We start from the raw sequence: 23,068 nt of genomic DNA, 5'->3' as shown, positions 1-23,068 counted from the left end.
AGCTATGACCCGCACTCAGAAGCAGGCTGAGCACACCGGGGACGGTTCCGAGAAACAGCACGGGAGAGGGGCCGGCAGCGCCGTCCAGTCGGTGGACCGCGCCGTGAGCGTGCTGGAGATTCTCGCCCGGGTCGGCGAGGCCGGGGTCACCGAGATCGCCGAGGAGCTGGACGTGCACAAGTCCACCGCCTTCCGCCTGCTCGGTGTCCTGGAGAACCGCGGCCTGGTGGCCCAGGCCAAGGACCGCGGGAAGTACTACCTGGGGGCCGCGGTACTGCGTCTGGCGGGGGCGGCGGCGGTGCGCCTCGACATCTCCCAGGAGGGCGTCCCGGTCTGCCGCGAGCTCGCCGACGAACTGGGCGAGACCGTCAACGTCGCGGTGCTCGACGACGACGCGGCGGTCAACATCATGCAGGCGCGCGGCACCGCGTCGGTCACCGCGCAGAACTGGCTGGGAAGGCGCACCCCACTGCACGCGACCTCCAGCGGCAAAGTGCTGCTCGCGCACATGCCGCCCACCCTGCGCGAAGGTCTGCTCGCGCGCACCCTGCCACGTTTCACCGAGCGCACGATCACGGGTACGTCCGTGCTGCGCGCCGAGTTGGAGGCCGTGGTCGAGCAGGGCTATGGGGTCACCATCGAGGAACTGGAGCTGGGGCTCGCCGCCGTGGCCGCGCCGATCCGGGCGCACGACGGGAAGGTGATCGGGGCGATCAGCGTGTCGGGGCCGGTGTACCGGCTGAACTCCGATCGGCTGCCGGAGCTGGCCAAGCGGACGGTGGCGGCGGGGGCCGAGCTGTCGCGCCGGATGGGGTACGGCTTCTGAGAGCACCTCAGGAGCGAAGGGGCGGGGCACGGGATTCTCCCGGCCCCGCCCCTTCGTGTGTCCCCGTGTGTCCAGCCCGTGTGTCCAGCCCGTGTGTCCAGTCCGTGTGTCCGGCACGTTTCGGGCGGCCCGTTCCTTTTGCCAAGGGTTAACGCCGACCCCTTGACGACCCCATGACGGCGTTCTCAATATGTTCCTCATCGCGCAACCCATCGTGCATTGCGCAACAGCAGAGGAGCTTGTCGTGCCACACGAGGTCCGTGCCGTAGTCGCCGTCAAGAAGGGCGCACCCGTCGAGGTGCAGACAATCGTCGTTCCCGACCCGGGCCCCGGAGAGGTGCTCGTCAACGTCCAGGCATGCGGGGTCTGCCACACGGATCTGCACTACCGGGAGGGCGCGATCACCGACGACTTCCCCTTCCTGCTCGGCCACGAGGCGGCCGGCACGATCGAGGCGGTCGGCGACGGCGTCACCGACCTGGTCCCGGGCGACTACGTGGTCCTTGCCTGGCGGGCGCCCTGCGGAACCTGTCGCTCCTGTCGCCGCGGGCGCCCCTGGTACTGCTTCGACTCCCGTAACGCCACCCAGCCGATGACGCTGCTCGACGGCACCCCGCTCAGCAACGCGCTGGGTATCGGCGCCTTCGCCGAGAAGACCCTGGTCGCGGCCGGGCAGGCGGTGAAGATCGACCCGGCCGCCCGCCCCGAGGCCGCGGGCCTGATCGGCTGCGGTGTGATGGCCGGATACGGCGCCGCGGTCAACACCGGCAACGTCGGGCGCGGCGACACGGTCGCCGTCATCGGCTGCGGAGGCGTCGGCAACGCGGCCATCGCGGGCGCCTGTCTCAACGGCGCGATGAAGGTCATCGCCATCGACATCGACGACAAGAAGCTCGACCAGGCCGAGAAGTTCGGCGCCACCCACACGGTGAACTCGCGCGGGACGGATCCCGTCGAGGCCGTCCGTGCGCTCACCGACGGCTTCGGGGTCGACATCGCCATCGACGCAGTGGGCCGACCGGAGACGTACAAACAGGCCTTCTACATGCGCGACCACGCGGGTGTGCTCGTCCAGGTGGGTGTCCCCGACCCCGAGATGAAGATCGACCTCCCGCTGATCGACCTGTTCTCGCGCGGCGGCGCGCTGAAGTCCTCCTGGTACGGCGACTGCCTGCCGAGCCGCGACTTCCCGTTCCTCATCGACCAGTACCTGTACGGGCTGCTCGACCTCAACGCCTTCGTCAGCGAGACCATCTCCCTCGACCAGGTCGAGGAGGCGTTCGCGAAGATGCACCGCGGTGAGGTACTGCGGTCGGTGGTGGTCCTGTGAGCCGAGCCGGGCCCCAGGGACACGGTCGCGCACAGGACCACGCGGTACGGGTCCAACGCGTCGTCACCTCGGGCACCTTCAGCCTCGACGGCGAGACCTTCGACGTCGACAACAACGTCTGGCTCGTGGGCGACGACGAGGAGGTGTTGATCGTCGACGCCGCCCACGACGCCCGTACGATCCACAAGGCCGTCGCCGGACGCCGTGTCACCGCGATCGTCTGCACCCACGCGCACGACGACCACATCGACGCGGCCGCCGAGTTCTCCGTGCTGACCGGCGCGCCCGTACTCCTGCACCCCGACGACAACGAGCTGTGGTCCTTCACCCACCCCGGGCGCAAGCCGGACGGGGAACTGCGCGACGGCCGGGTCCTGACGGTCGCCGGCATCGAACTCCAGGTGATCCACAGCCCCGGCCACACCTGGGGCAGTTGCTCCCTCTACGCCCCGTTCCTCGACACGGTCTTCACCGGGGACACCCTCTTCCACGGCGGCCCCGGCGCGACCGGCCGCTCGTACTCGGACCGGCCCACCATCGAGGCCTCGCTCCGCAACCGGCTCCTCACCCTCCCCGGCAACACGGTGGTCCGTACCGGGCACGGCGAGGACACCACCATCGCCGCCGAGCGCCCCCACGTCCCCACCGTCTGATCCACCACCGAGCGCGTCCACTCCCCACCCCGGCAAGGAGGGGCATGTCCAGCACGCCCGCAAACCATCCCCGTGTCGTCATCATCGGCGCCGGCATCGTCGGCTGCTCGCTCGCCGACGAGCTGACCGCCCGCGGCTGGACCGACGTCACCGTTCTCGAACAGGGGCCGCTGCCCGCCCCGGGCGGCTCCACCTCGCACGCGCCGGGCCTGGTGTTCCAGACCAGCCCGTCCAAGACGCTCACGGCGTTCGCCCGGTACACCGTGGAGAAGTTCAACTCGCTCCAGGTCGACGGCGTCTCCTGCTTCAACCCGGTCGGCGGTCTCGAACTCGCCACCACGCCCGAGCGCCTCGCCGACCTGCACCGCAAGGCCGGCCATGCCGCCTCGTGGGGCGTACGCGGCGAGATCGTCAGCGCGGCCCGCTGCAAAGAACTGTGGCCGCTCATCGACCAGTCGGCCGTCCTCGGCGGCTTCCACACCCCCGACGACGGCCTGGCCCGTGCCGTCCTCGCGTCCCGGGCCCAGAGGGAACGCGCCACGGAACGGGGCGCCCGCTTCCTCGACCGCCACACGGTCACCGGTATCGAACAGGAGGACGGCAAGGTCACCGCCGTGGTCACCGACCGCGGCACCTTCCCCGCCGACCACGTCGTCTCCGCGGCCGGTTTCTGGGGCCCGGTCATCGGCCGGATGGCCGGGGTCGATGTCCCCCTTCAGCCGCTCGCACACCAGTACGCAAAGACCAAGCAGCTCCCCGAACTGGCCGCAGCCACCTCGGAAGCGACCGCACAGGCCACCCCCGAAGCGGCCCCGGAAGCCACCGCTGAAACCACCGCCCACGCCGCCGCCGACGCCTCGAAGCCCATCCTCCGCTTCCAGGACCGCGACCTCTACTTCCGCGAGCACCACGACCGCATCGGCATCGGCAGCTACGCCCACAAGCCGTTGCCCGTCGACCCGTTCGGGATCCTCCCCTACGACGAGGCGCGCGCGCACGACATGGAGATGCCGTCGTCGTACCCCTTCACCGAGGAGGACTGGGCACCGAGCTGGGACGACTGCCGCTGGCTGATGCCCGCCCTGCGCGAGACGGAGATCGAGGAGGGCTTCAACGGCGTCTTCTCCTTCACCCCGGACGGCATGCCGGTGCTCGGGGAATCGCGCGAGCTGCGCGGATTCTGGCTGGCCGAGGCCGTCTGGGTCACCCACTCCGCGGGGGTCGCGAAGGCGGTCGCCGAATGGATGGTCGACGGGCGCGCCTCCATCGACCTGCACGAATGCGACCTCACACGCTTCGAGGACGCGCAGCGCTCACCGGCGTACGTCCGCGAACGCGGCTCGCAGCAGTTCGTCGAGGTGTACGACGTCCTGCACCCCCTCCAGCCGATGGAGCGCCCGCGCCCCCTGCGCGTCAGCCCCTTCTACGCCCGGCAGCAGGAACTCGGCGCGTACTTCCTGGAGGGCGGCGGCTGGGAGCGCCCGCACTGGTACGAGGCGAACGCCCCGCTCGTGGACGGTCTGCGGCTTCCCGAGCGCGACGCCTGGTCGGCCCGCTACTGGTCGCCCATCGCGGCCGCCGAGGCGAAGGCGACCCGCGAGAAGGTCGCCCTGTACGACATGACCCCGCTGCGCCGCCTCGAAGTCACCGGGCCCGGGGCCCTCGACTTCCTCCAGCGCATGACCACCAACAACCTCCGCAAGAAGCCCGGCGCGGTCACCTACACGCTGCTCCTGGACGAGACGGGCGGCGTACGCTCCGACCTCACCGTCGCGCGCCTCGCCCCGGACCGTTTCCAGGTGGGCGCCAACTCCCCCACCGACCTGGACTGGCTGGTCCGGCACGCCCCGGGTGGGGGCACCTCCCGCTCGAGCGAAGCCGAGAGTGGGGGAGTACGGATCAGGGACATCACCTCCGGCACCTGCTGCATCGGCGTCTGGGGTCCGCTCGCCCGCGCGCTCGTGCAGCCGCTGACCCGCGACGACTTCTCGCACGAGGGCTTCGGCTACTTCCGCGCGAAGGAGACCTGTCTCGGACACGTTCCGGTGACGGCGATGCGGCTGTCGTACGTCGGCGAGCTGGGCTGGGAGTTGTATACGTCCGCCGATCTGGGGCTCAGGCTCTGGGACACGCTGTGGGAGGCGGGCCGTGAGCACGGCGTGATCGCGGCCGGGCGCTCCGCCTTCAACAGTCTGCGACTGGAGAAGGGCTACCGCGCCTGGGGCGTGGACATGACCGACGAGCACAACCCGTTCGAGGCGGGGGTCGGCTTCGCGGTCCGGATGGACAAGGACGGGTTCGTCGGCCAGGAGGCGCTGCAAGGTCTCGCCGCGGAGGAACCCGCGCGCAGGCTCACCCCCCTCCTCCTCGACGACCCGGTCGCCGTCGTGCTCGGCAAGGAGCCCGTCTACGTCGGCGGCGCCCCGGCCGGTTACGTGACCAGCGCCTCGTACGGCTACACGCTGGGCCGCTGCGTCGCGTACGCCTGGCTGCCGGCGCTCCCGACCGGTACGGGCGTGCACATCGAGTACTTCGGCGAGAAGGTCCCCGCGACCGTCGCGGAAGAACCCCTCTTCGACCCGAAGATGAACCGAATCCGCCGCTGAGATCGATCAATAGACAAGAGCCCGGCCACACGGCAAAAGGAGGCCCCTGTGTCCCCCACGTACGACGTGATCGTGATCGGTCTCGGCGGTATGGGCAGCGCCGCCGCCCACCATCTGTCCGCCCGCGGTGCCCGCGTGCTCGGCCTGGAGAAGTTCGGCCCGGTGCACAACCGCGGTTCCAGCCACGGCGGTTCCCGCATCACCCGCCAGTCCTACTTCGAGGACCCGGCGTACGTGCCGCTGCTGCTGCGCTCGTACGAGTTGTACGAGGAGCTGGAGCGGGCGACCGGCCGGGAGATCGCCACCCTGTGCGGTGGCGTCATGGTCGGACGCCCCGACTCGCGGACGGTCTCCGGTTCGCTGCTCTCCGCCGAGCAGTGGGACCTGCCGCATGAGATGCTGGACGCCTCCGAGATCCGCCGGCGTTTCCCGACCCTGACCCCGAAGGACGACGAGGTCGCGCTGTTCGAGGCGCGCGCCGGGCTCGTGCGCCCCGAGAACACCGTCGCCGCGCACCTCCAGCTCGCCACCCGGCAGGGAGCGGACCTGCACTTCGAGGAACCGATGACCCGCTGGGAGCCGTACAGGGACGGCGTACGCGTCCACACGGCCGAGAACACCTACACGGCGGCCCACCTGGTGATCTGCCCGGGCGCGTGGGCACCGCGGTTGCTCACCGACCTCGGGGTGCCGTTCACGATCGAGCGCCAGGTCATGTACTGGTTCCAGCCGAGGGGCGGGGTCCAGCCGTTCCTGCCGGAGAACCACCCGATCTACATCTGGGAGGACGCGGCCGGAGTCCAGGCGTACGGCTTCCCGTCGATCGACGGGCCGGACCTGGGCGCCAAGGTCGCCTTCTTCCGCAAGGGGGTCGTGACCACCCCGGAGACCATCGACCGGACGGTCCACGAGGACGAGGTCCAGGCCATGGCGGATCACATGTCCCGGCACATCCCGGATCTGCCGGGCGCCTTCCTCAAGGCCGCCACCTGCATGTACTCCAACACTGCCGACGAGCACTTCGTCATCGCCCGCCACCCCGCCCACCCGGAGTCCGTGACCGTGGCCTGCGGATTCTCCGGGCACGGCTTCAAGTTCGTGCCGGTCGTCGGCGAGATAGTCGCCGACCTCGCCCTGACCGGCACCACCGATCACCCGATCGGGCTGTTCGACCCCCACCGCCTCGCCGCCGCGCCCGCCTGAGGAGTACGCACGTGACGACGACCCCCGTCTCCCCGTCCCCCATCTCCCCCAGCCTGATCGCCACCCTCCCAGGGCACTACTACACCGACCCGGAGATCTTCCGGCAGGAGCAGGAGTCGCTGTTCGAGTCGATGTGGTTCTGCGCCGTCCGCTCCGCGGATCTCGCCCGGCCCGGCGCCTTCCGCACCGTCCAGGTGGGCCGCGAGAGCGTCCTGATCACCCGCTCCCGCACGGGTGAGCTGCGCGCCTTCCTGAACATCTGCCGTCACCGCGGGGCCCGGCTGTGCACCGAGGAGTCCGGGGAGGTCCGCCGCACTCTGCAGTGCCCGTATCACGCCTGGACCTACGACCTCGACGGCAAGCTGGTCGCCGCGCCGAACCTGATCAAGATGCCGGACGTCGACCGCGTCGAGTACGGCCTGGTCAAGGTCGCGCTGCGCGAGTGGCTCGGGTACGCCTGGGTGTGCCTGGCCGACGAGCCACCCTCCTTCGAGGAGACGGTGATGGGCGCCGCCGTGGAGCGTCTGGGCGACGCGGCCGCCATCGAGTACTACGGCACTGAGAAGCTGGCCCTCGGCAAGCGCATCACCTACGACGTGAAGGCGAACTGGAAGCTGATCGTCGAGAACTTCATGGAGTGCTACCACTGCGCGACGATCCACCCCGAACTCGTCGACGTCCTCCCTGAGTTCGCCGAAGGCTACGCGGCCCAGTACTACGTGGGGCACGGCGCCGAGTTCGGCGAGGACATCCAGGGCTTCACGGTCGACGGCAGCGAGGGCTTCGGCCGGCTGCCGGACATAGCGGACGACCAGGACCGTCGCTACTACGCGATCACTGTGAAACCGACGGTTTTCATCAACCTGGTCCCCGACCATGTCATCCTGCACCGCATGTTCCCGCTCGCCGAGGACCGCACGGTCGTCGAGTGCGACTGGCTCTACGCGCCGGAGGTCGTGGAGTCCGGCGCGGACGTGTCCAAGTCGGTCGAGCTCTTCCACCGGGTCAACGAACAGGATTTCGAGGCGTGTGAACGTACGCAGCCGGCCATGACCTCGCGGGCCTACCGGAACGGTGGTGTCCTGGTGCCCACCGAGCACCACATCGGGATCTTCCACGAGTGGCTGATCCAGCAATTGGGAGGCCCCAGTGCCTGACCTGTTCATCGACGGTACATGGCGGAGCGCTCTCGACGAGCGCACGCGCGAGATCCACTGCCCCGCCGACGGTTCCCTGGTGGGTGTCGTCGACGAGGCGGGCGGCAAGGACACCGTGGAGGCGATCGCCGCCGCGCGCCGCGCCTTCGACGAGGGTCCCTGGCCCACGACCCCGGCCGCGGACCGCGGTGACCTGCTGCTGCGCGTCGCCGACCTCCTCGTACGGGACAAGGACGCGCTCGCTCGCGCCGAGTCGCTCGACACGGGCAAGCGGCTCGTCGAGAGCGAGTACGACATCGACGACATCGCGAACTGCTTCCGCTACTTCGGGCGGGCGGCCACCGCCGAGACGGGCCGGGTCGTCGAGACCGGTACGGCGAGCGTCGACAGCCGGGTCGTGTACGAACCGGTCGGGGTGTGCGCGCTGATCACACCCTGGAACTATCCGCTCCTGCAGACCGCCTGGAAGGTCGCCCCGGCGCTCGCCGCGGGCAACACCTTCGTCCTCAAACCGAGCGAGCTCACCCCGCACACGGCGATCCATCTGATGCGGCTGCTGGAGGAGGCCGGGCTGCCGCCCGGAGTGGCCAACCTCGTCCTCGGCGCGGGCCCCGAGGCAGGGGCCCCGCTCGGCGATCACCCGGACGTCGACCTCGTCTCCTTCACCGGCGGGCTGCAGACCGGGCGGCGGCTGATGGCCGCCGCGGCCGGGACGGTGAAGAAGGTGGCCCTGGAACTCGGCGGCAAGAACCCGAACATCGTCTTCGCCGACGCCGACTTCGAGACGGCCGTCGACATGGCGCTGACCGCGGTCTTCCTGCACTCGGGGCAGGTCTGTTCGTCCGGGGCCCGGCTGCTGGTCGAGGACTCGCTGCACGACCGGTTCGTCGACGAGGTCGTCCGCCGGGCCTCGGAGATCCGACTCGGCGGCCCGTTCGACGAGCGGGCACAGAGCGGGCCGCTGGTCTCGGCGGCGCATCGCGCCAAGGTCGAGGCGTACGTAGCCAAGGGGCTGGCGGAAGGCGCGGTGCTGCGCTGCGGCGGCGCGCGGCCTTCCGGGCCCGAGTTCGAGGCGGGCTTCTACTATCCGCCGACCGTGCTGGACGAGTGCTCGTCCGACATGTCCGTGGTCCAGGACGAGTCCTTCGGGCCGGTGCTGACCGTGGAGCGTTTCAGCGGCGAGGCGGAGGCCGTACGGCTCGCCAACGACACGATCTACGGACTCGCGGGCGCCGTCTTCACCACCGACGAGGCCAAGGCCCAGCGCGTGGCGGCCCGGCTGCGGCTCGGCACGGTCTGGATCAACGACTACCACCCCTACGTCCCTCAGGCGGAATGGGGCGGTTTCAAGCAGTCGGGCTTCGGGCGCGAGCTCGGACCCGCCGGCCTCGCCGAGTACCGCGAGGCGAAGCACATCTGGCGCAACACCAACCCGTCCCCACAGGGGTGGTTCGCGTAATCCCCCGGTGACGTCCGGATGATCTGATCCCCTGATTCCCCCCACCACCCGCACGAGCCGCGCCCCTCTCCCCTGATCCAGGAGGCCGCTCATGACCACCCTTCCATCCGCGACCGAGCAGAACGACGACGCCGAACTCTCCGAGTTCGGCTACAAGCCCGAACTCAAGCGCACCCTTGGCAACTTCCACACCTTCGCCGCCGGCATCAGCTACATCTCCATCCTCACCGGAACCTTCCAGCTCTTCTACTTCGGCTACGGCAGCGGTGGCCCCGCCTACTGGTGGTCCTGGCCGATGGTCTTCATCGGCCAGTTCATGGTCGCCCTCTGCTTCGCCGAGCTCGCCGCCCGCTATCCCGTGGCCGGCTCCGTCTACAACTGGTCGAAGAAGGTGGGCAATCCGCACATAGGCTGGCTCGCGGGCTGGATGATGCTGCTCGCGTCGATCGTGTCGATCTCGGCCGTGGCACTCGCCTATCAGTTGACGCTTCCCCAGATCTCCTCCACCTTCCAGTTCGTGGGTGACGGCACGGGCAAGTACGACGTCGCCACCAACGCGGTTCTGCTGGCGGCCGTACTGATCCTGTTCACCACCCTGGTGAACGCCTTCGGTGTGAAGCTGATGGCGACCATCAACACGGCGGGCGTCTTCATCGAGCTGATCGCCACCGTCGTACTGATCATCCTGTTCGCGGTGCACATCACACGCGGCCCGCAGGTGGTGATGGACACCCAGGGCACCGGCCACGGGCAGTCGTTCGGCTACCTCGGCGCGTTCCTGGTGGCCTCGCTGGCGTCCGCGTACGTCATGTACGGATTCGACACGGCCTCCTCGCTCGGTGAGGAGTGCCTCGACCCGTCGCGCAACGCGCCGCGCGCCATCATCCGTGCCATCGTCGCCTCGTTCGTCCTCGGCGGGCTCGTGCTGCTGCTCGCGCTGATGAGCGTCTCCAGCCTGAAGGGCGACAAGCTCTCCACCGACGGTCTGCAGTACATCGTCCTCGACGTGCTCGGCCCGACGGCCGGCAAGGCGATGCTGTGGTGCGTGCTGATCGCGGTCACCGTGTGCGCCCTGGCCGTGCACACGGCGGCGATCCGGCTGGCCTTCGCGATGGCCCGCGACAACAACCTGCCCGCCTCCTCGAAGCTGGCCAAGGTCAACGCGCGCTTCCAGACGCCGGTCCTGCCGACCGTGATCATCGGTCTGCTCGCACTGGCGATCCTGGTGGTCAACATCCGCCAGCCGCAGATCTTCACCGTGGTCACCAGCATCGGCATCATCATGATCTACCTGGCATATCTGCTGGTCACCGGTCCGATGCTGGTCGCACGGCTGCGTGGCAAGTGGCAGCCCGCGGGCGACGGCAAGTTCTCGCTCGGCCGCTGGGGGCTGCTCGTCAACATCGTCGCCGTGGTGTGGGGCGCGGTCATGACGATCAACCTGATCTGGCCGCGCTCCGCGGTCTACAACGCGGCCGCGCCGTACCACTGGTACCTGCGCTGGGGTGCCGTCCTGTTCGTGGGCGTCGTCGCGGGCGGCGGCTTCGCCTACTACTGGTTGGTGCAGCGGCACCGGACCGGGGTGCTCGCCGAGCACCAGTTCCAGGCCTCCGCGACGGCTTCCGTCGCGACTCCCGTGACCCCCGCGACCCCCGCGACTCCCGCGACCGACTGAAGGACCGTCACACGACCGACCGAAGAGCAAATCAAGGAGGTCAACTCCCCATGAATGTCGATGAGTTCGACTATGTCGTGGTCGGCGGCGGCACCGCGGGCAACGTGGTCGCGGCCCGGCTCTCCGAGGATCCGTCCGTCACCGTGTGCGTCCTCGAGGCGGGCCCCAGCGATGTCGGCGACGACGACATCCTGAAGCTGGAACGCTGGATGGGACTGCTGGAGTCCGGATACGACTGGGACTACCCGGTCGAACCGCAGGTCAGCGGCAACAGTTTCATGCGGCATGCGCGCGCCAAGGTGCTCGGCGGCTGTTCCTCGCACAACTCCTGCATCGCCTTCTGGGCACCCGCGGAGGACCTGGACGACTGGGCCGCCGCGGGCTGTACGGGGTGGAGCGCGGCCGAACTCTTCCCGCTCTACCGGCGGTTGGAGTCGAACGACGCTCCCGGCGACCACCACGGCCGCACCGGCCCGGTGAAACTGCGCACGCTGAAGGGCGCGGACCCCTGCGGCTCCGCGCTGCTGGAGGCGTGTGCGCAGGCGGGCATTGCGACCACCGCGTTCAACACCGGCAAGACCGTGGTCCGTGGCGCCAACTGGTTCCAGATCAACTCCGACGAGAACAACATCCGGCAGTCCTCGTCGGTCGCGTATCTGCATCCGGTCATGGGCAAGCGGCCGAACCTGGAGGTGCGCACCGGGGTACGGGCCAAGAAGCTCGTGCTCGACGGCCGCCGTTGTGTGGGCGCCGAGTACCTGGACCCGGACCTGATCCACACCCGGACGGTGCGCGCACGCCGCGAGGTGATCGTGTCCTGCGGGTCCATCGACACTCCCAAGCTGCTGATGCTGTCGGGCATCGGGCCCGCCGCGCATCTGCGCGAGGTGGGGGTCGAGGTGGTGGTGGACTCGGCGGGGGTCGGCAAGAACCTCCAGGACCACCCCGAGGGCGTCATCATGTGGGAGGCCAAGCAGCCCATGACCACCACGTCCAGCCAGTGGTGGGAGGCGGGCATCTTCTACGACACCGAACCGGGCCTGGACCGGCCCGACCTGATGTACCACTACGGTTCGGTGCCGTTCGACATGAACACGGCTCGGCACGGGTTCCCGACGTCAGAGAACGCGTTCTGCCTCACGCCGAACGTGACGCGCGCGAAGTCACGCGGCACGGTGCGACTGCGCACCCGGGACTACCGGGACAAGCCCATGGTCGATCCGCGCTACTTCACGCACGAGCACGACGTGCGTGTGATGACGTACGGGCTGAAACTGGCGCGGAAGATCGCCTCCCAGCCGGCGCTGAGCGGCTGGGCGGGCGCGGAGCTGGCCCCCGGGCCGGACGTGCGGACGGACGACGAGCTGCTCGACTACATCCACAAGACCCACAACACCGTCTATCACCCGTCCTGCACCGTGAAGATGGGCGCGGACGACGACTCCTCGGCCCCGCTCGACGCGCGGCTGCGGGTCAAGGGGGTCGAGGGGCTGCGGGTCGCGGACGGTTCGGTGATGCCGGATCTCATCTCCGTCAACCCCTGCATCACGACCATGATGATCGGCGAGAAGTGCGCGGATCTTTTGAAGGAGGACCGCTAGGCCCCTTGGGGTGAGGGCCTCTTGAACATCCGCGTCGCCGTGATCTCCGTGTGCACGGCTTCCCCGGCGGGAGCCTCTCGCGGCAGTCCCGGTCGGAGGTGTTCCTCCACACTGATGTACTTCAGCCCGGCGCGCAGGTCGGCGTCGTTGCGCAGGCGGATGACGAGGGGGAACTCAGCGAGCGCGGTCGTGTCGAACAGGCCGGTGGTGTAGAGGAGCTGGACGCCGAGCGCGTCCGAGACGGCCCTCTGCAGCTCCAGCAGGTAGGTCGCGTTGGCGCGTCCGATGGGGTTGTCGAGGAAGAGCGTGCCGGCGTGCCGGTGCTTGTCACGACCCCGGTCATTGCTGCGCAGCGCGGCCATCGTGCAGTACAGCGCGATGGCCGCGGTCAGCAGCTGACCGCCGGAGAAGACGTCACCCATCTGCCCGACGGGGACGCGCTCGGCACGCAGTACGGCGTCCGGCTTGAGAATCTCGACGGCGACGCCCTTCGGCTCGAGGGCGGCGCTGACTCCGCGCAGCAGCAGTGACATGCCGTCGCGCCGCATGTCGGAGTTCTTCTTGACCGCCGCGCGGGTGGCTTCGTCGACGACCTCGCCGAGCCGCTCGGCGAGCGTGGCCTGATCGGGCTCGTCGAAGCGGATGCGCAGGAACTCCTGCCCGGACCACTCGCCCAGCCCCTCTGGCAGCCGGGACAGCCGCTGCGCGGACCGCAGGGTGGCGAGCGACGACTCCACCAGCCCCCGCAGCCGGTCCACGATCGAGTCCCGGTTGCGCTCCAGCTGCGCCAACTCGTCGGTCAGCACCCGCAGTCGGGGCGCGAAGGCGTCCGCCCACTTCTGGGCGTGTTCGGGCAGCGCGGACGCCGGCAGCTCACGGATCTGCTGCCGGGCAGGGGTGCGCACCTGCTCGTACCGGTTGGAGTTGGCATGCCGTACGAGGATGTCGCTCGCCTCGCGCACGGCGCCCTCGGCCGCGGAGAGGTCGGCGGCGCAGCCGCGCAGGGAGCGGCGGGTCTCGGCGGCGGAGTGCCGGGCCTCCTCGAGGGTACCGGGGTAGGGCTCGGGCTCCTCCTGCTCCTCGTCGGAGTGCTCCCGCAGCAGGTCCCTGAGCAGGGCGGCCGTCTCGTCGAAGCCACCGGCCGCGTCCTCGGCGGCGCGGTGCGCGTCGAGCAGCTCGGCGTGCGCCTCGCGTGCCTGGCTGAGCGCCTCGGCGCGGGAGGCGAGTTCACCGGTGGCCGTGCGCAGCAGCGACTGCGCGTGCTCGGCGTCGCGCGGGACCAGCTCCTGCGACAGCTCGGTGTGGGCCTCGCCGTCCTCGGGCGCGTGCCGCTCGGCCTCGCCGCGCAGCCGCCCGAGCTGCTCGCTCGCGGTGGACATGCGGGTCTCCAGGAGCTGCACGAGCTCCTCGGCACGGGCGGCCGCGGCCTGCCGGGACGGCCCGTCGGAACCGTCCGGCGCCTGAAGGAGTTGTGCGGCGCGCGTGCGCACCTTGTTGCTGAGCCGGTCCAGCTCTGCGAGGGCCGCGGTCTCGTCGCTCTCGGCGCGGGCCTGCTCGGCGCGCAGATCGGCGCCGACGCCGACCTTCTCGTACAGCTGTGACGCGGCCCGGTAGGCCTCACGCAGGGCGGGCAGCGAGGACTTCGCCGTCTCCGACGCGTCCTGCGGTACGTCGTCGGGAGCGCCCGCGATCTCGGCGCGCTCGGCGCGCAGCGCGCGGGCCGTGCGGCGGGCGTCGTCGGCGGCGCGCTGGGTGGCACGGCGGTCCTCGTCGGCGGCGCGGGCGCGCTCCAGGCAGACCTGGGCGCGGGCCTCCGACTCGGTGGCCTCGTCGGCGAGTTCGCGCACCTTGACCTGCCAGCCGGCGCGTTCGCGCAGGCGGAAAGCGAGTCCGGCGAGGGCGTCGGCCGCGCGCCGGGCGCGCTGGGCGGCGTCCTGGCGTTCGTCGCGCACGAGGGCCGCCTCGGCCGCCGCCTCGTCGGCCTCGGCCCGCACGGTGCGCGCCTCGGCGAGTTCGGCCTCGGCCTCCTCGGCGAACGCGCGCGCGTCCCGGGCCTCCGCGGCCAGTTCGACGAGCCGCCCGGCGGGGCAGCCGGTGCGCCAGGAGGCGAGCCGCGCCGCGAGCTCCCGGTCCTTGCCGAGCCGGGCCGCGAGGATGCGGATCTCCTCGTCCCGCTCGGTCGCTCGGGTGCGCAGCGTCCGCCGTTCCTCGTCGGCGGCGTGCTCGTCGTGCATGGCCGGGTTCGGCGGTACGAGGAAGACGCCGCCGTCGCCCGCGTCGGCGGCCGGGGTCGGGGCGAGCAGCGCGGCGGCCGTGCCGACGGCGACGGCGGAGCGCGGCAGCAGCGCCGCCTCGCTGAGCGCCTCACGGGCCCGCGCGTGGGTGTCCGGGTCGGTGATGATCACGCCGTCGACGAGCTCGGGCCTGGCGGCCAGTACGCGCGCGTGGTCGACGGGGTCGACGGCCTGCGCGAGATAGCGCCAGCCGGGCAGGGCGGGGATGCCGTGTTCACCGAGGTACTCGACCGTGGCCAGCACGTCGGGGCCGGGCGGCAGGAGTCCGCCGTCGCCGAGGGCGCCGAGGATGCGGGCGTCGTCGGCCGCCGCGGTGCGCAGCTCGAAGAGCTGGCGCTCGGCGGAGGCGACTCCGTCGTCGAGCAGCTCGCGCAGTTCGTCGGCGTACTGGTCCAACTCCTCGGGCGTGAGGGCGCCTTCGGTCTCCGCCCAGACGTCGGCGGAGTTGCCGCGGGCGCCTCGGCCGGTGTCGCCGCCCTTGCCGTGGCCGATCGAGGCAGCGGCGTCCCCGGCCGTCCGGGGCACCGGTACCCCGCCGTGCCGCGTTCCGACGGCACCCGGCAGGCTGAGCAGCTCCGCGAGCCGCTCCTCCCCCGCCAGTGCCTCGGCCGTACGGCGCTCGCCGTCGTACGCGCGCTCGGCCGCCGTCGCCGCGTCCGCCGCGCGGGCGGCCGTCAGTTCGGCGCGGGACTCGGCGGACGCCGCCTCGCGGCCGTGCTCCGAGGCCCGTCGCGAGGCCTCCCGCGCGGTGTCCCACTCCGCGACGGCCACCTTCTCGGCGTCGCTGGCGGCGAGGGCGGCGCGGGCCGGGTCGGCGTCGGGGGCGCTGTCGTCGAGCCAGCCGGCGCGGACCGCCTCGGCGGTCTCCTGCTCGACCTCGCTCAGGCGCTGGCGCAGATGTCCGACCTCGCTGCGGGCGCGCTGGGCGGCGGTGGCCGCGGCGGTCGAGTCGGCGTACGCGGTCTCGCCGACCTCCTGGAGTCCGGCGGAGCGCTCCTCCTCCTCGTTGGCGAGCGCCTCGGCTCCATCGGCGGCGCGGTGCAGCGCGCGGACGAGGTCGACGGCGGCCTTGGCGCGGGCGGCGAGCGCGGGCGCGGCGTCCCGCTCGGCCTCGAGGATCGCGGCGGCCACGCGCGCGGAGCGGTCGGCGGCGGCACGGTGCCGCAGCACGAGCTCGGCGGCCTGCCAGGAGGAGTGCAGGGTGCGCGCGTCGGCCAGTTCGCGCTTTTGGGCGGCCGCCGACTTCTCGGCCCCGGCGAGCGCCAACGAGGCGTGCCGGTAGGCGAGTTCGGCGGCGATGAGGGCGCCGCGCTCGCGGGCGCCCTCGGCGTGGGTGACGGCGTACGCGGCGGCGGTCACGCGCTGTGCGAGCTCACCGGCGCGGACGCGCTCCCGCACGCCGCGAGCGGACAGTCGCCGGGCCAGGGTGCGGGTACGCCGCTCGGCGCCCGCGTGGATGTCACGCGCGCGTGCCCGTGCCTCGGCGGCCTCGACGATCCGGCCGAGCAGATCCACGGACCCCGCCGTGAAGTCCCGCTCGGCGATCAGCTCGGCGCGCCGCCCCAGCTTGTTGCCGAAGCCGCCGACCAGGTCGGCGAGCCCGTCGGTGTCCCGGGTGTCGGTGACCGCGCGCAGCAGCAGGTCGGTGAAGTCGGAGTCCTTCTTGACCGCGAAGAGACCGGCGGCCTCACCCTCGTCGGCGTTCATCTCCCGCTGGTAGCGGAAGAGTTCGGGGTCGAGGCCGAGGTCCGTCAGATGCTCGTTCCAGCGGTCGTGGATCTCTTCCCAGTGCACTTCGAGGTGCGGATACGCCTTTCCGGCCTCGGTGAGGGCGTCGCGGAAGCCCTTCATGGTGCGCCGCCGTCCCTGCGCGCCGGACGCGCCCTCGACGGGCGGCCGGACGGCGGTCGCCTCGGCGACGGGCAGGTTGTCCAGGCTCAGGCCGGGACCGGGCCGGAAGGAGTACCAGGCTTCGGCGAACTTCCGCGGGTCGTTGGAGACCTGCCGTCCCCGCCACTCGCTGGCCTTGCCGACCACGACGCACTCGCCGGTCAGCGTGTGCTGCCACTCCAGTGCGACATGGCCGCAGTCGTCGGCGAGCAGGAACTTGCGCAGCACACCGGAGCTGGCGCCGCCCAGGGTGTTGCGGTGGCCCGGCAGCATCACCGAGAAGATCAGCTTGAGCAGCACCGACTTGCCGCCGCCGTTCTCCAGGAAGAGCACGCCCGCGGGCGCGGGCCGGCGCGGCGGCCCGACGGGCTCCTCCTCGAAGAACTCCGCCTGGGTGGGGGCGGGGTCGGGCACGGGCTCGCCGACACCCCTCAGGTCAAGGACGGTGTCGGCATAGCGCGCGCCAGCAGGCCCGATGGAGTAGAGGCGGACCCGGGACAGCTCGTACATGGCGGCGGACTCTCGTAGTAAGTCTTCGGATGCGTAGGGGAGATACGTAACGGAGGATGGGTTCAGGAGTGGAACGGCAGGCCTGCGTCGGCCACCAGCTCCAGGTCGTCGGTGTGATCGGCGGGCAGCAGCGTCGGGGTGCCGTCGGTCACCGGGACGACGCCCAGCTCGAGGAGCTCGGCCATCGCGGCGCTGCCCGCCAAGTCCCGCACCTGGAGCTGATAGCGGGCCGTCGTCCGGTACGTCCCCCCGGAGTCGTCCCCGGTCCGCTGGAGGAAGCCGGAGTCGGTGAGGAAGGCGACGGCCTTGCCGATGATGCCGGTGGTCGAACCGGACAGTCTTCGCGCGTCCTTGGTGGCCCCGGTGGAGCTGCGCCGTGCCCAGATCCGCCAGGCCGCCTCCAGGCCGGGCGCCTCGGTCGCCGGATCGGTGTTCTCGCCCTGCTCATCGGCCCGCTCCTCCAGACGGCGGCAGGCCTGTCGTACGAACGCGTCGACGCCGTTGACCGAGACCCGCCCGATGTACCCGTCGTCCGCGAGGTCCTCGGGGCGTGGGAAGGCCATCGCGGCGACGGCGAGGTGGGCGAGGCCGTGCAGGAAGCGGTCCGCGGAGTCGGCCGAGGTACGGCGGGCGTAGTCGCCCATCCGGACGGCGAACACCGAGTCCTCGGCGGCCGTCACGGCCATCCCCGCGCGCGGGGACACCTCCAGCACGACCAGCCCGAGCCCGGCCGCCACGGCGTCGGCGAGCCGGGCGAACGCCGGGTCCTCGCGGTACCGCCGCAACAGCTCCGCGTACTCCTGGTCCCGCGCGGGCTGCAGTTTGGGCTGGAGCCCGAAGGCGACGAGCCGCGCCGCGTCGGCGGCGTCGGCGGGTGTGACGGGAGCGTTCGCCGGCGCGGCGACGGCATCCGGCTCACTCCACTCGACGTGCTGCTCGGTCACGACAGAGGCTCCTTGTACAGAGTTACGAGGCTGGGATTCACGACCGATCCGCCGCCATCCCCGCCGCGTCCAGCAAAGCCATCCCCACTATCAGATCGGCCCCGCCGAACTCGGGATCATCGAGCTCGACCCCGTCATCCACGGCGAACAACAACTTCTCCTCACCCTGCCGATACGCGGTGCCCACCGGCGGACTGGCCGCGTGAACGGCCAACAGGGCGACGAGGTAGGGCAGTTCGGGATCCCGACGGCGCGCTTCGGCCAGCAGCCCGGACAGTCGTCGCGGCGCGTCCGCCGGCAGATCCAGCAGCTCCATCGCGGCGGCGAGCTGCTCCTCACTGAACCGACTGTCGTCCGGCGTGGCGATCAGGTCCGGCTCGGGCATCTCCGCGCCGAGGTGCTCCCGCTCCAGGGGCGGTGTCAGCAGGAGCTCGACAAGATCCCCCACCCGTACGGCCACCGGCGTGCGCAGCCCCGTCCCGCGCGCGAAGAACGCGTCCGTCACGCGCCGAGCCTGTGCGACGGGCAGCGGCAGGACGGGCGCGACGAGGTGGCCGTAGAGGTCGATCCCCGAGGTCGTCATGGGTGTGGCGAAGGCCTGCCGGTCCTGCTCGGCGCGGAACAGGGGCCCGGCCTCCAGGAGCCGGGACTGCAACTGCGTGTGCCGGCGGATGCAGTCCTTGACGATGTCGACGAGCTCGGCGGCGCGGCGCTTCTGCTCGGGGTCCTCCGACTCGTCGCGGGCCTTGCGGATGTTGGTGAGGATCGCGTTCTCGTGGCGGTAGCGGTCGGCGACGTGGTCGAGCGCCTCGGCGATCATGTCGGGCACGGCCTGGAGCCAGTCGACGGCCCGCACATTGCGCCGGGTCGCGTCGAGCGCCCTGCGGAGCGTCTCCGAGTACTGCACGGTCCGGTACCGGGCCTGCTCGGCGGCGAGCTGGGCGTCGGCGAGGCGGCCGCGGCTGATCAGCACCTCGAGCTTGACCTCGGCGGCGATCTGCGCGCTGGTGACGTCGGTGTCGAGGGCGCCGACGAGAACGTTGACCGCCTCGTCCGTCGTACGGAGGTAGACGGTCCCCCCGTACCCGGGCACCTCCTCGATCAGCTTGAAGTCGTAGTCGCGGCGCACATAGGAACCGTCGGGGGCGAAGGTGCCGTATACGGCCCGGAAGCCGCGGTCGACGCTGCCGACGTTGATCAGGTTCTCCAGGACCCACCTGGCCACGCGCTCGTGCTCGGCGACGGGGCGCTGCGGGGCCTGCGCGGCGATGCGCGGGATGAGCCGGGCCACTATCTGGTCGTGGTCGGCGCCCGTGTCGAAGTCCATGTTCAGTGTGACGAGGTCGATGGCGGCGAGGGCCACCTCGGCCATCCCGTACACCGTGTACTCGCCCGCGAGATTCGCCTTGCGTACATCGAGGTCGTGCAGCGGCGCGGTGCATGCGAGCGCGCGCAGCCGCCGCGCCAGGCCCTCGTCGGCGGCCGGGCCCGGAGCGGGGCGCGGCCCCGCGCTGAGCTGGGGCGGAACGCTGTCCGTCGATGCAGGCGAAGTCACGGTGCACAGACTAGGTCCTCGGTCTGACAACGGTCGAAACGACGCAGAAGCGACCGCCGTCACACCGGCTCCACGCAGCACGTCACACGGGCTCCACACAGCGCCTCACGCCGGCTCCGCGCAGCACGTCACACCGGCTCCACACAGCGCCTCACACCGGCTCCGCGCAGCACGTCACACCGGCTCCACACAGCGCCTCACACCGGCTCCGCGCAGCACGTCACACCGGCTCCACACAGCGCCTCGCGGTCGCCGTCCCGCGAGGGCAGCGGCGAGTGCAGCGGAGCGAACCGCCACCGCGGCCGTCCCCGAGAACCACGACCCGCCTCAGCCGATCCCCTGCGCCCCGTCGGCGACCCTCCGCGCATAGGCCTCCACGACCCCTGTGAGCGAGTCGTCGAGATAGACCGCGAGCAGTTGCTCGGCCCCGTCACGGTCGCCCGCCCGGAGCGTCTTGAGGATCTCATGGTTGCGCGCGAGGTACGGCTCGTGAAGTCGCCGCGGGTCGGCCACCACGTGGAAGGCGAGGCGCAGTTCGGCGAAGACGCTGCGCATCAGTTCGTCGGTGCGGTCGCTCCCGGCGAGCGCCACCAGTTCCCGGTGGAAGTGGATGTTGGCCGTACCGACGCCTTTCCAGTCACCTTCGCGCGCCGCCCGCTGCCCGTCGGCGACGGCCTGGGCGAGGTCGTCCACGGCGTACGGCGGCTCACCGAGGCCACGGACCACGGCGCACTCGACGAGGGTGCGGGTGCGGTAGATGTCCTCGACGTCCTCGACGGTCAGCACCCGTACGAAGACCCCGCGGTTGAGCTCGTGCACCAGGAGTCGTTCGTGCGTGAGCAGCCGGAACGCCTCGCGCAGTGTGTTGCGGGAGACGCCGAGCGCCCCGCCGATGCTGTCCTCGGACAGTCGTGTCCCGGGCGGGAAGTACCCCTCGGCGATGCGGCTCCTGAGGATGTCCGAGACCCGCTCGGCGGTGCTGGTGCGGCCCAGCAGGGCGCGATCGTCGGCCAGTCCCGTCAGCTCTGCCATGCCCGGAATTCAATCGCAGAAATGAGAACGAAACAACACGGGTATTGAGGGATCGTTCAACGATCCTCTACCTTGCTACACACGGCGCCACCCGCTCACCCGAGCGCCGACGACTTCCGCACGGCACGGCTCAGTCCTCAAGCACCCTCCGTCCTCCCACTGCGAGGTGCCCATGAGCACGACCCCTCCACCACAGGCCCTGACCACCGGCGCACACCCCGAAGCGGGTGAACTCACCTCGGACGACGGCGCGTTGGCCTGGCTGGGCGCCCTCGGTCCGCAGGGCCGCAGGGCGTTCGCCGGCGCGTTCGGCGGCTATGCCCTGGACTCGTACGACTACTTCACGCTGCCGCTGAGCATGGTCGCGCTGGCGGCGTACTTCGGCCTGGACAGCGGCCAGACCGGCCTGTTCACCACCGTCACGCTGGTCGTCTCGGCGGTCGGCGGCGCGATCGCGGGTGTGGTCGCGGACCGGATCGGACGTGTCAAGGCACTGATGATCACCGTGATCACGTACGCGGTGTTCACGGTGGCCTGTGGATTCGCGCCCAACTACGAGACGCTGCTGGTCTTCCGTGCCCTTCAGGGCCTCGGTTTCGGCGGTGAGTGGGCGGTCGGCGCGATCCTCGTCGCCGAGTACTCGAGCGCCCGGCACCGGGGGCGCACGCTCGGCGCGATCCAGAGCTCCTGGGCCGTCGGCTGGGGGCTTGCGGTGATCATCTACACCCTGGTCTTCCAGTTCCTGGGCGACGACCTCGCCTGGCGCGTGATGTTCTGGACCGGCGCGCTGCCCGCACTGCTCGTCGTGTGGGTGCGGCGCCGGGTACAGGACGCCCCGGAGGCGGCCGCCGTGCGCGAGAAGAGCGCCGAGAAGGGCTCGTTCGCCGCGATCTTCAAGCCCGCCTCGGCCGACGGCCCCGGCCTGCTGCGCACCACCTTCTTCGCGGTCCTGCTCTCCACCGGCGTCCAGGGCGGCTACTACACGCTGGCCACCTGGGTGCCCACGTACCTGAAGACGGAGCGCGGTCTGTCCGTCGTCGGCACCGGCAGCTACCTCACGTTCCTGATCTCCGGGGCTTTCATCGGCTACCTCACCGGCGGCTATCTCACCGACAAGCTGGGCCGCAAACGGAACATCCTGCTCTTCGCGATCCTCTCCGCGGCCTGCATCCTCACCTACGCCAACATCCCGAGCGGCGCCAACACGCTTCTCCTTGTGCTCGGTTTCCCGCTCGGCTTCTGCATGTCGGCGATCTTCAGCGGGTTCGGCTCCTTCCTCAGCGAGCTGTACCCGTCGGCGGTGCGCGGCACGGGGCAGGGCTTCACGTACAACACCGGGCGCGCCGTGGGGGCCGCCTTCCCCACCACCGTCGGCTTCCTGGCCGACAGCTGGGGTGTGGGCGGCGCTCTGGTCTTCGGCGCGATCGGCTACGCCCTCGCCGCCCTGGCACTGATCGGACTCCCCGAGACGCGTGGGAAGGAACTGCTGTGAAGCACACCCTCCAGGAACGCCCTTCGAGCCTCCTCCACATCGACGGCCACGCGCACCGGTGGACCCCCAAGGAGGCGCGCGCCCGGTTCCGTTCGGGCGTGTCCGGCCCCACTGCCGGAGTCGCCACCGGCCACACCCAGGCGAACCTGATCTCGGTGCCCGCCGACTGGGCGTACGACATGCTGCTGTTCTGCACGCGCAACCCGAAGTCCTGCCCGGTCCTCGACGTCACGGACGCCGGCTCCTGGACCACCCCGCTCGCCCAGGACGCGGATCTGCGCACCGACCTCCCGCGCTACCGGGTCTGGGAGCACGGCGAGTTGGTCGACGAGCCCACGGACGTGATCGACCGCTGGCGCGACGACCTGGTGTCGTTCATCATCGGATGCAGCTTCACCTTCGAGTGGGCGCTGACCGAGGCGGGCGTCCCGATGCGTCACATCGAGCAGGGCCGCAATGTCTCCATGTACGTGACGGAACGCGAGAGCCGCCCCGCCGGGCGGCTGCACGGACCGATGGTGGTGTCGATGCGCCCGGTCCCTCCCGAGCATGTGGCCGCGGCGATCAGGGAGAGCAGCCTGCTGCCCGCCGTGCACGGCAGCCCGGTGCACTGCGGCGAGCCTTCGGGGCTGGGCATCGAGGATCTCTCGCGCCCCGACTTCGGGGACGCGGTGGACGCCGAGCCGGACGACATCCCGGTGTTCTGGGCCTGCGGGGTGACGCCCCAGGCGGCCGTGATGGCGTCCCGCCCGCCCTTCGCCATCACCCACGCACCGGGCCAGATGTTCCTCACCGACGCCCGCGACGAGCAGTACCGCGTGGCCTGAGAACGACCTACGAA

15 protein-coding genes are annotated in these 23,068 nt (G+C 71.0%); 11 read left to right on the top strand and 4 right to left on the bottom strand.

Features of this window, described 5'->3' with window-relative positions:
• Positions 1-4: 4 nt before the first annotated feature.
• From ACZ7M3_RS21500 to ACZ7M3_RS21460, 9 genes are all read left to right on the top strand, one after another.
• Positions 5-826, top strand: a complete 822-nt coding sequence (locus tag ACZ7M3_RS21500; protein ID WP_472065183.1) for an IclR family transcriptional regulator — start codon at positions 5-7, stop codon at positions 824-826.
• A gap of 244 nt (positions 827-1,070) precedes the next feature.
• The gene (locus ACZ7M3_RS21495; protein ID WP_121416765.1) at positions 1,071-2,156 is read left to right on the top strand and encodes an S-(hydroxymethyl)mycothiol dehydrogenase; all 1,086 of its coding nucleotides are present in this window, start codon (positions 1,071-1,073) and stop codon (positions 2,154-2,156) included.
• A complete protein-coding gene (locus tag ACZ7M3_RS21490) occupies positions 2,153-2,809 on the top strand; it encodes an MBL fold metallo-hydrolase (RefSeq protein ID WP_472065181.1) in 657 nt (218 codons plus the stop codon). The genes ACZ7M3_RS21495 and ACZ7M3_RS21490 overlap by 4 nt, the downstream gene beginning before the upstream one ends.
• A gap of 44 nt (positions 2,810-2,853) precedes the next feature.
• Positions 2,854-5,415 (top strand): GcvT family protein, encoded by a 2,562-nt coding sequence (locus ACZ7M3_RS21485; RefSeq protein WP_472065179.1) that lies wholly within the window; start codon positions 2,854-2,856, stop codon positions 5,413-5,415.
• Between the two features lie 48 nt (positions 5,416-5,463).
• A complete protein-coding gene (gene solA / locus ACZ7M3_RS21480; protein WP_472065177.1) occupies positions 5,464-6,618 on the top strand; it encodes an N-methyl-L-tryptophan oxidase in 1,155 nt (384 codons plus the stop codon).
• A gap of 11 nt (positions 6,619-6,629) precedes the next feature.
• Complete coding sequence (locus ACZ7M3_RS21475; RefSeq protein ID WP_472065175.1) at positions 6,630-7,775, top strand: aromatic ring-hydroxylating oxygenase subunit alpha; 1,146 nt, start codon at positions 6,630-6,632, stop codon at positions 7,773-7,775.
• The gene (locus tag ACZ7M3_RS21470; RefSeq protein WP_472065173.1) at positions 7,768-9,234 is read left to right on the top strand and encodes an aldehyde dehydrogenase family protein; all 1,467 of its coding nucleotides are present in this window, start codon (positions 7,768-7,770) and stop codon (positions 9,232-9,234) included. The genes ACZ7M3_RS21475 and ACZ7M3_RS21470 overlap by 8 nt, the downstream gene beginning before the upstream one ends.
• Positions 9,235-9,325: 91 nt before the next feature.
• Positions 9,326-10,909 carry an APC family permease gene (locus tag ACZ7M3_RS21465; RefSeq protein ID WP_472065171.1) on the top strand — a complete coding sequence of 528 codons (1,584 nt, stop codon included), beginning with the start codon at positions 9,326-9,328 and terminating at the stop codon, positions 10,907-10,909.
• A gap of 50 nt (positions 10,910-10,959) precedes the next feature.
• A complete protein-coding gene (locus ACZ7M3_RS21460) occupies positions 10,960-12,510 on the top strand; it encodes a GMC family oxidoreductase (RefSeq protein WP_388523207.1) in 1,551 nt (516 codons plus the stop codon).
• Here the strand turns inward: ACZ7M3_RS21460 and ACZ7M3_RS21455 are convergent.
• From ACZ7M3_RS21455 to ACZ7M3_RS21440, 4 genes are all read right to left on the bottom strand, one after another.
• Positions 12,507-17,204 carry a hypothetical protein gene (locus ACZ7M3_RS21455; protein ID WP_472065169.1) on the bottom strand — a complete coding sequence of 1,566 codons (4,698 nt, stop codon included), beginning with the start codon at positions 17,202-17,204 and terminating at the stop codon, positions 12,507-12,509. The two genes, ACZ7M3_RS21460 and ACZ7M3_RS21455, sit on opposite strands and share 4 nt — an antisense overlap.
• Before the next feature lie 62 nt (positions 17,205-17,266).
• Positions 17,267-18,148 carry a hypothetical protein gene (locus ACZ7M3_RS21450; RefSeq protein ID WP_472065167.1) on the bottom strand — a complete coding sequence of 294 codons (882 nt, stop codon included), beginning with the start codon at positions 18,146-18,148 and terminating at the stop codon, positions 17,267-17,269.
• Positions 18,149-18,185: 37 nt separating this feature from the next.
• Positions 18,186-19,703 carry a hypothetical protein gene (locus ACZ7M3_RS21445; RefSeq protein ID WP_472065165.1) on the bottom strand — a complete coding sequence of 506 codons (1,518 nt, stop codon included), beginning with the start codon at positions 19,701-19,703 and terminating at the stop codon, positions 18,186-18,188.
• A 327-nt stretch (positions 19,704-20,030) separates the two neighbouring features.
• Positions 20,031-20,735: a GntR family transcriptional regulator gene (locus ACZ7M3_RS21440; RefSeq protein WP_121416755.1), complete on the bottom strand. Its 705-nt coding sequence runs from the start codon at positions 20,733-20,735 to the stop codon at positions 20,031-20,033.
• Positions 20,736-20,907: 172 nt separating this feature from the next.
• Between ACZ7M3_RS21440 and ACZ7M3_RS21435 the strand changes: the two genes are divergently transcribed.
• Positions 20,908-22,227, top strand: a complete 1,320-nt coding sequence (locus ACZ7M3_RS21435) for an MFS transporter (protein ID WP_472065163.1) — start codon at positions 20,908-20,910, stop codon at positions 22,225-22,227.
• Positions 22,224-23,054 carry a putative hydro-lyase gene (locus ACZ7M3_RS21430; protein WP_121416754.1) on the top strand — a complete coding sequence of 277 codons (831 nt, stop codon included), beginning with the start codon at positions 22,224-22,226 and terminating at the stop codon, positions 23,052-23,054. Before ACZ7M3_RS21435 ends, ACZ7M3_RS21430 begins: the two co-directional genes overlap by 4 nt.
• The last annotated feature ends 14 nt before the right edge of the window (positions 23,055-23,068 follow it).

The sequence above is a fragment of the Streptomyces sp. NPDC111656 genome (genome assembly GCF_055656965.1).
This window is presented reverse-complemented; position numbering and strand designations above follow the sequence as displayed.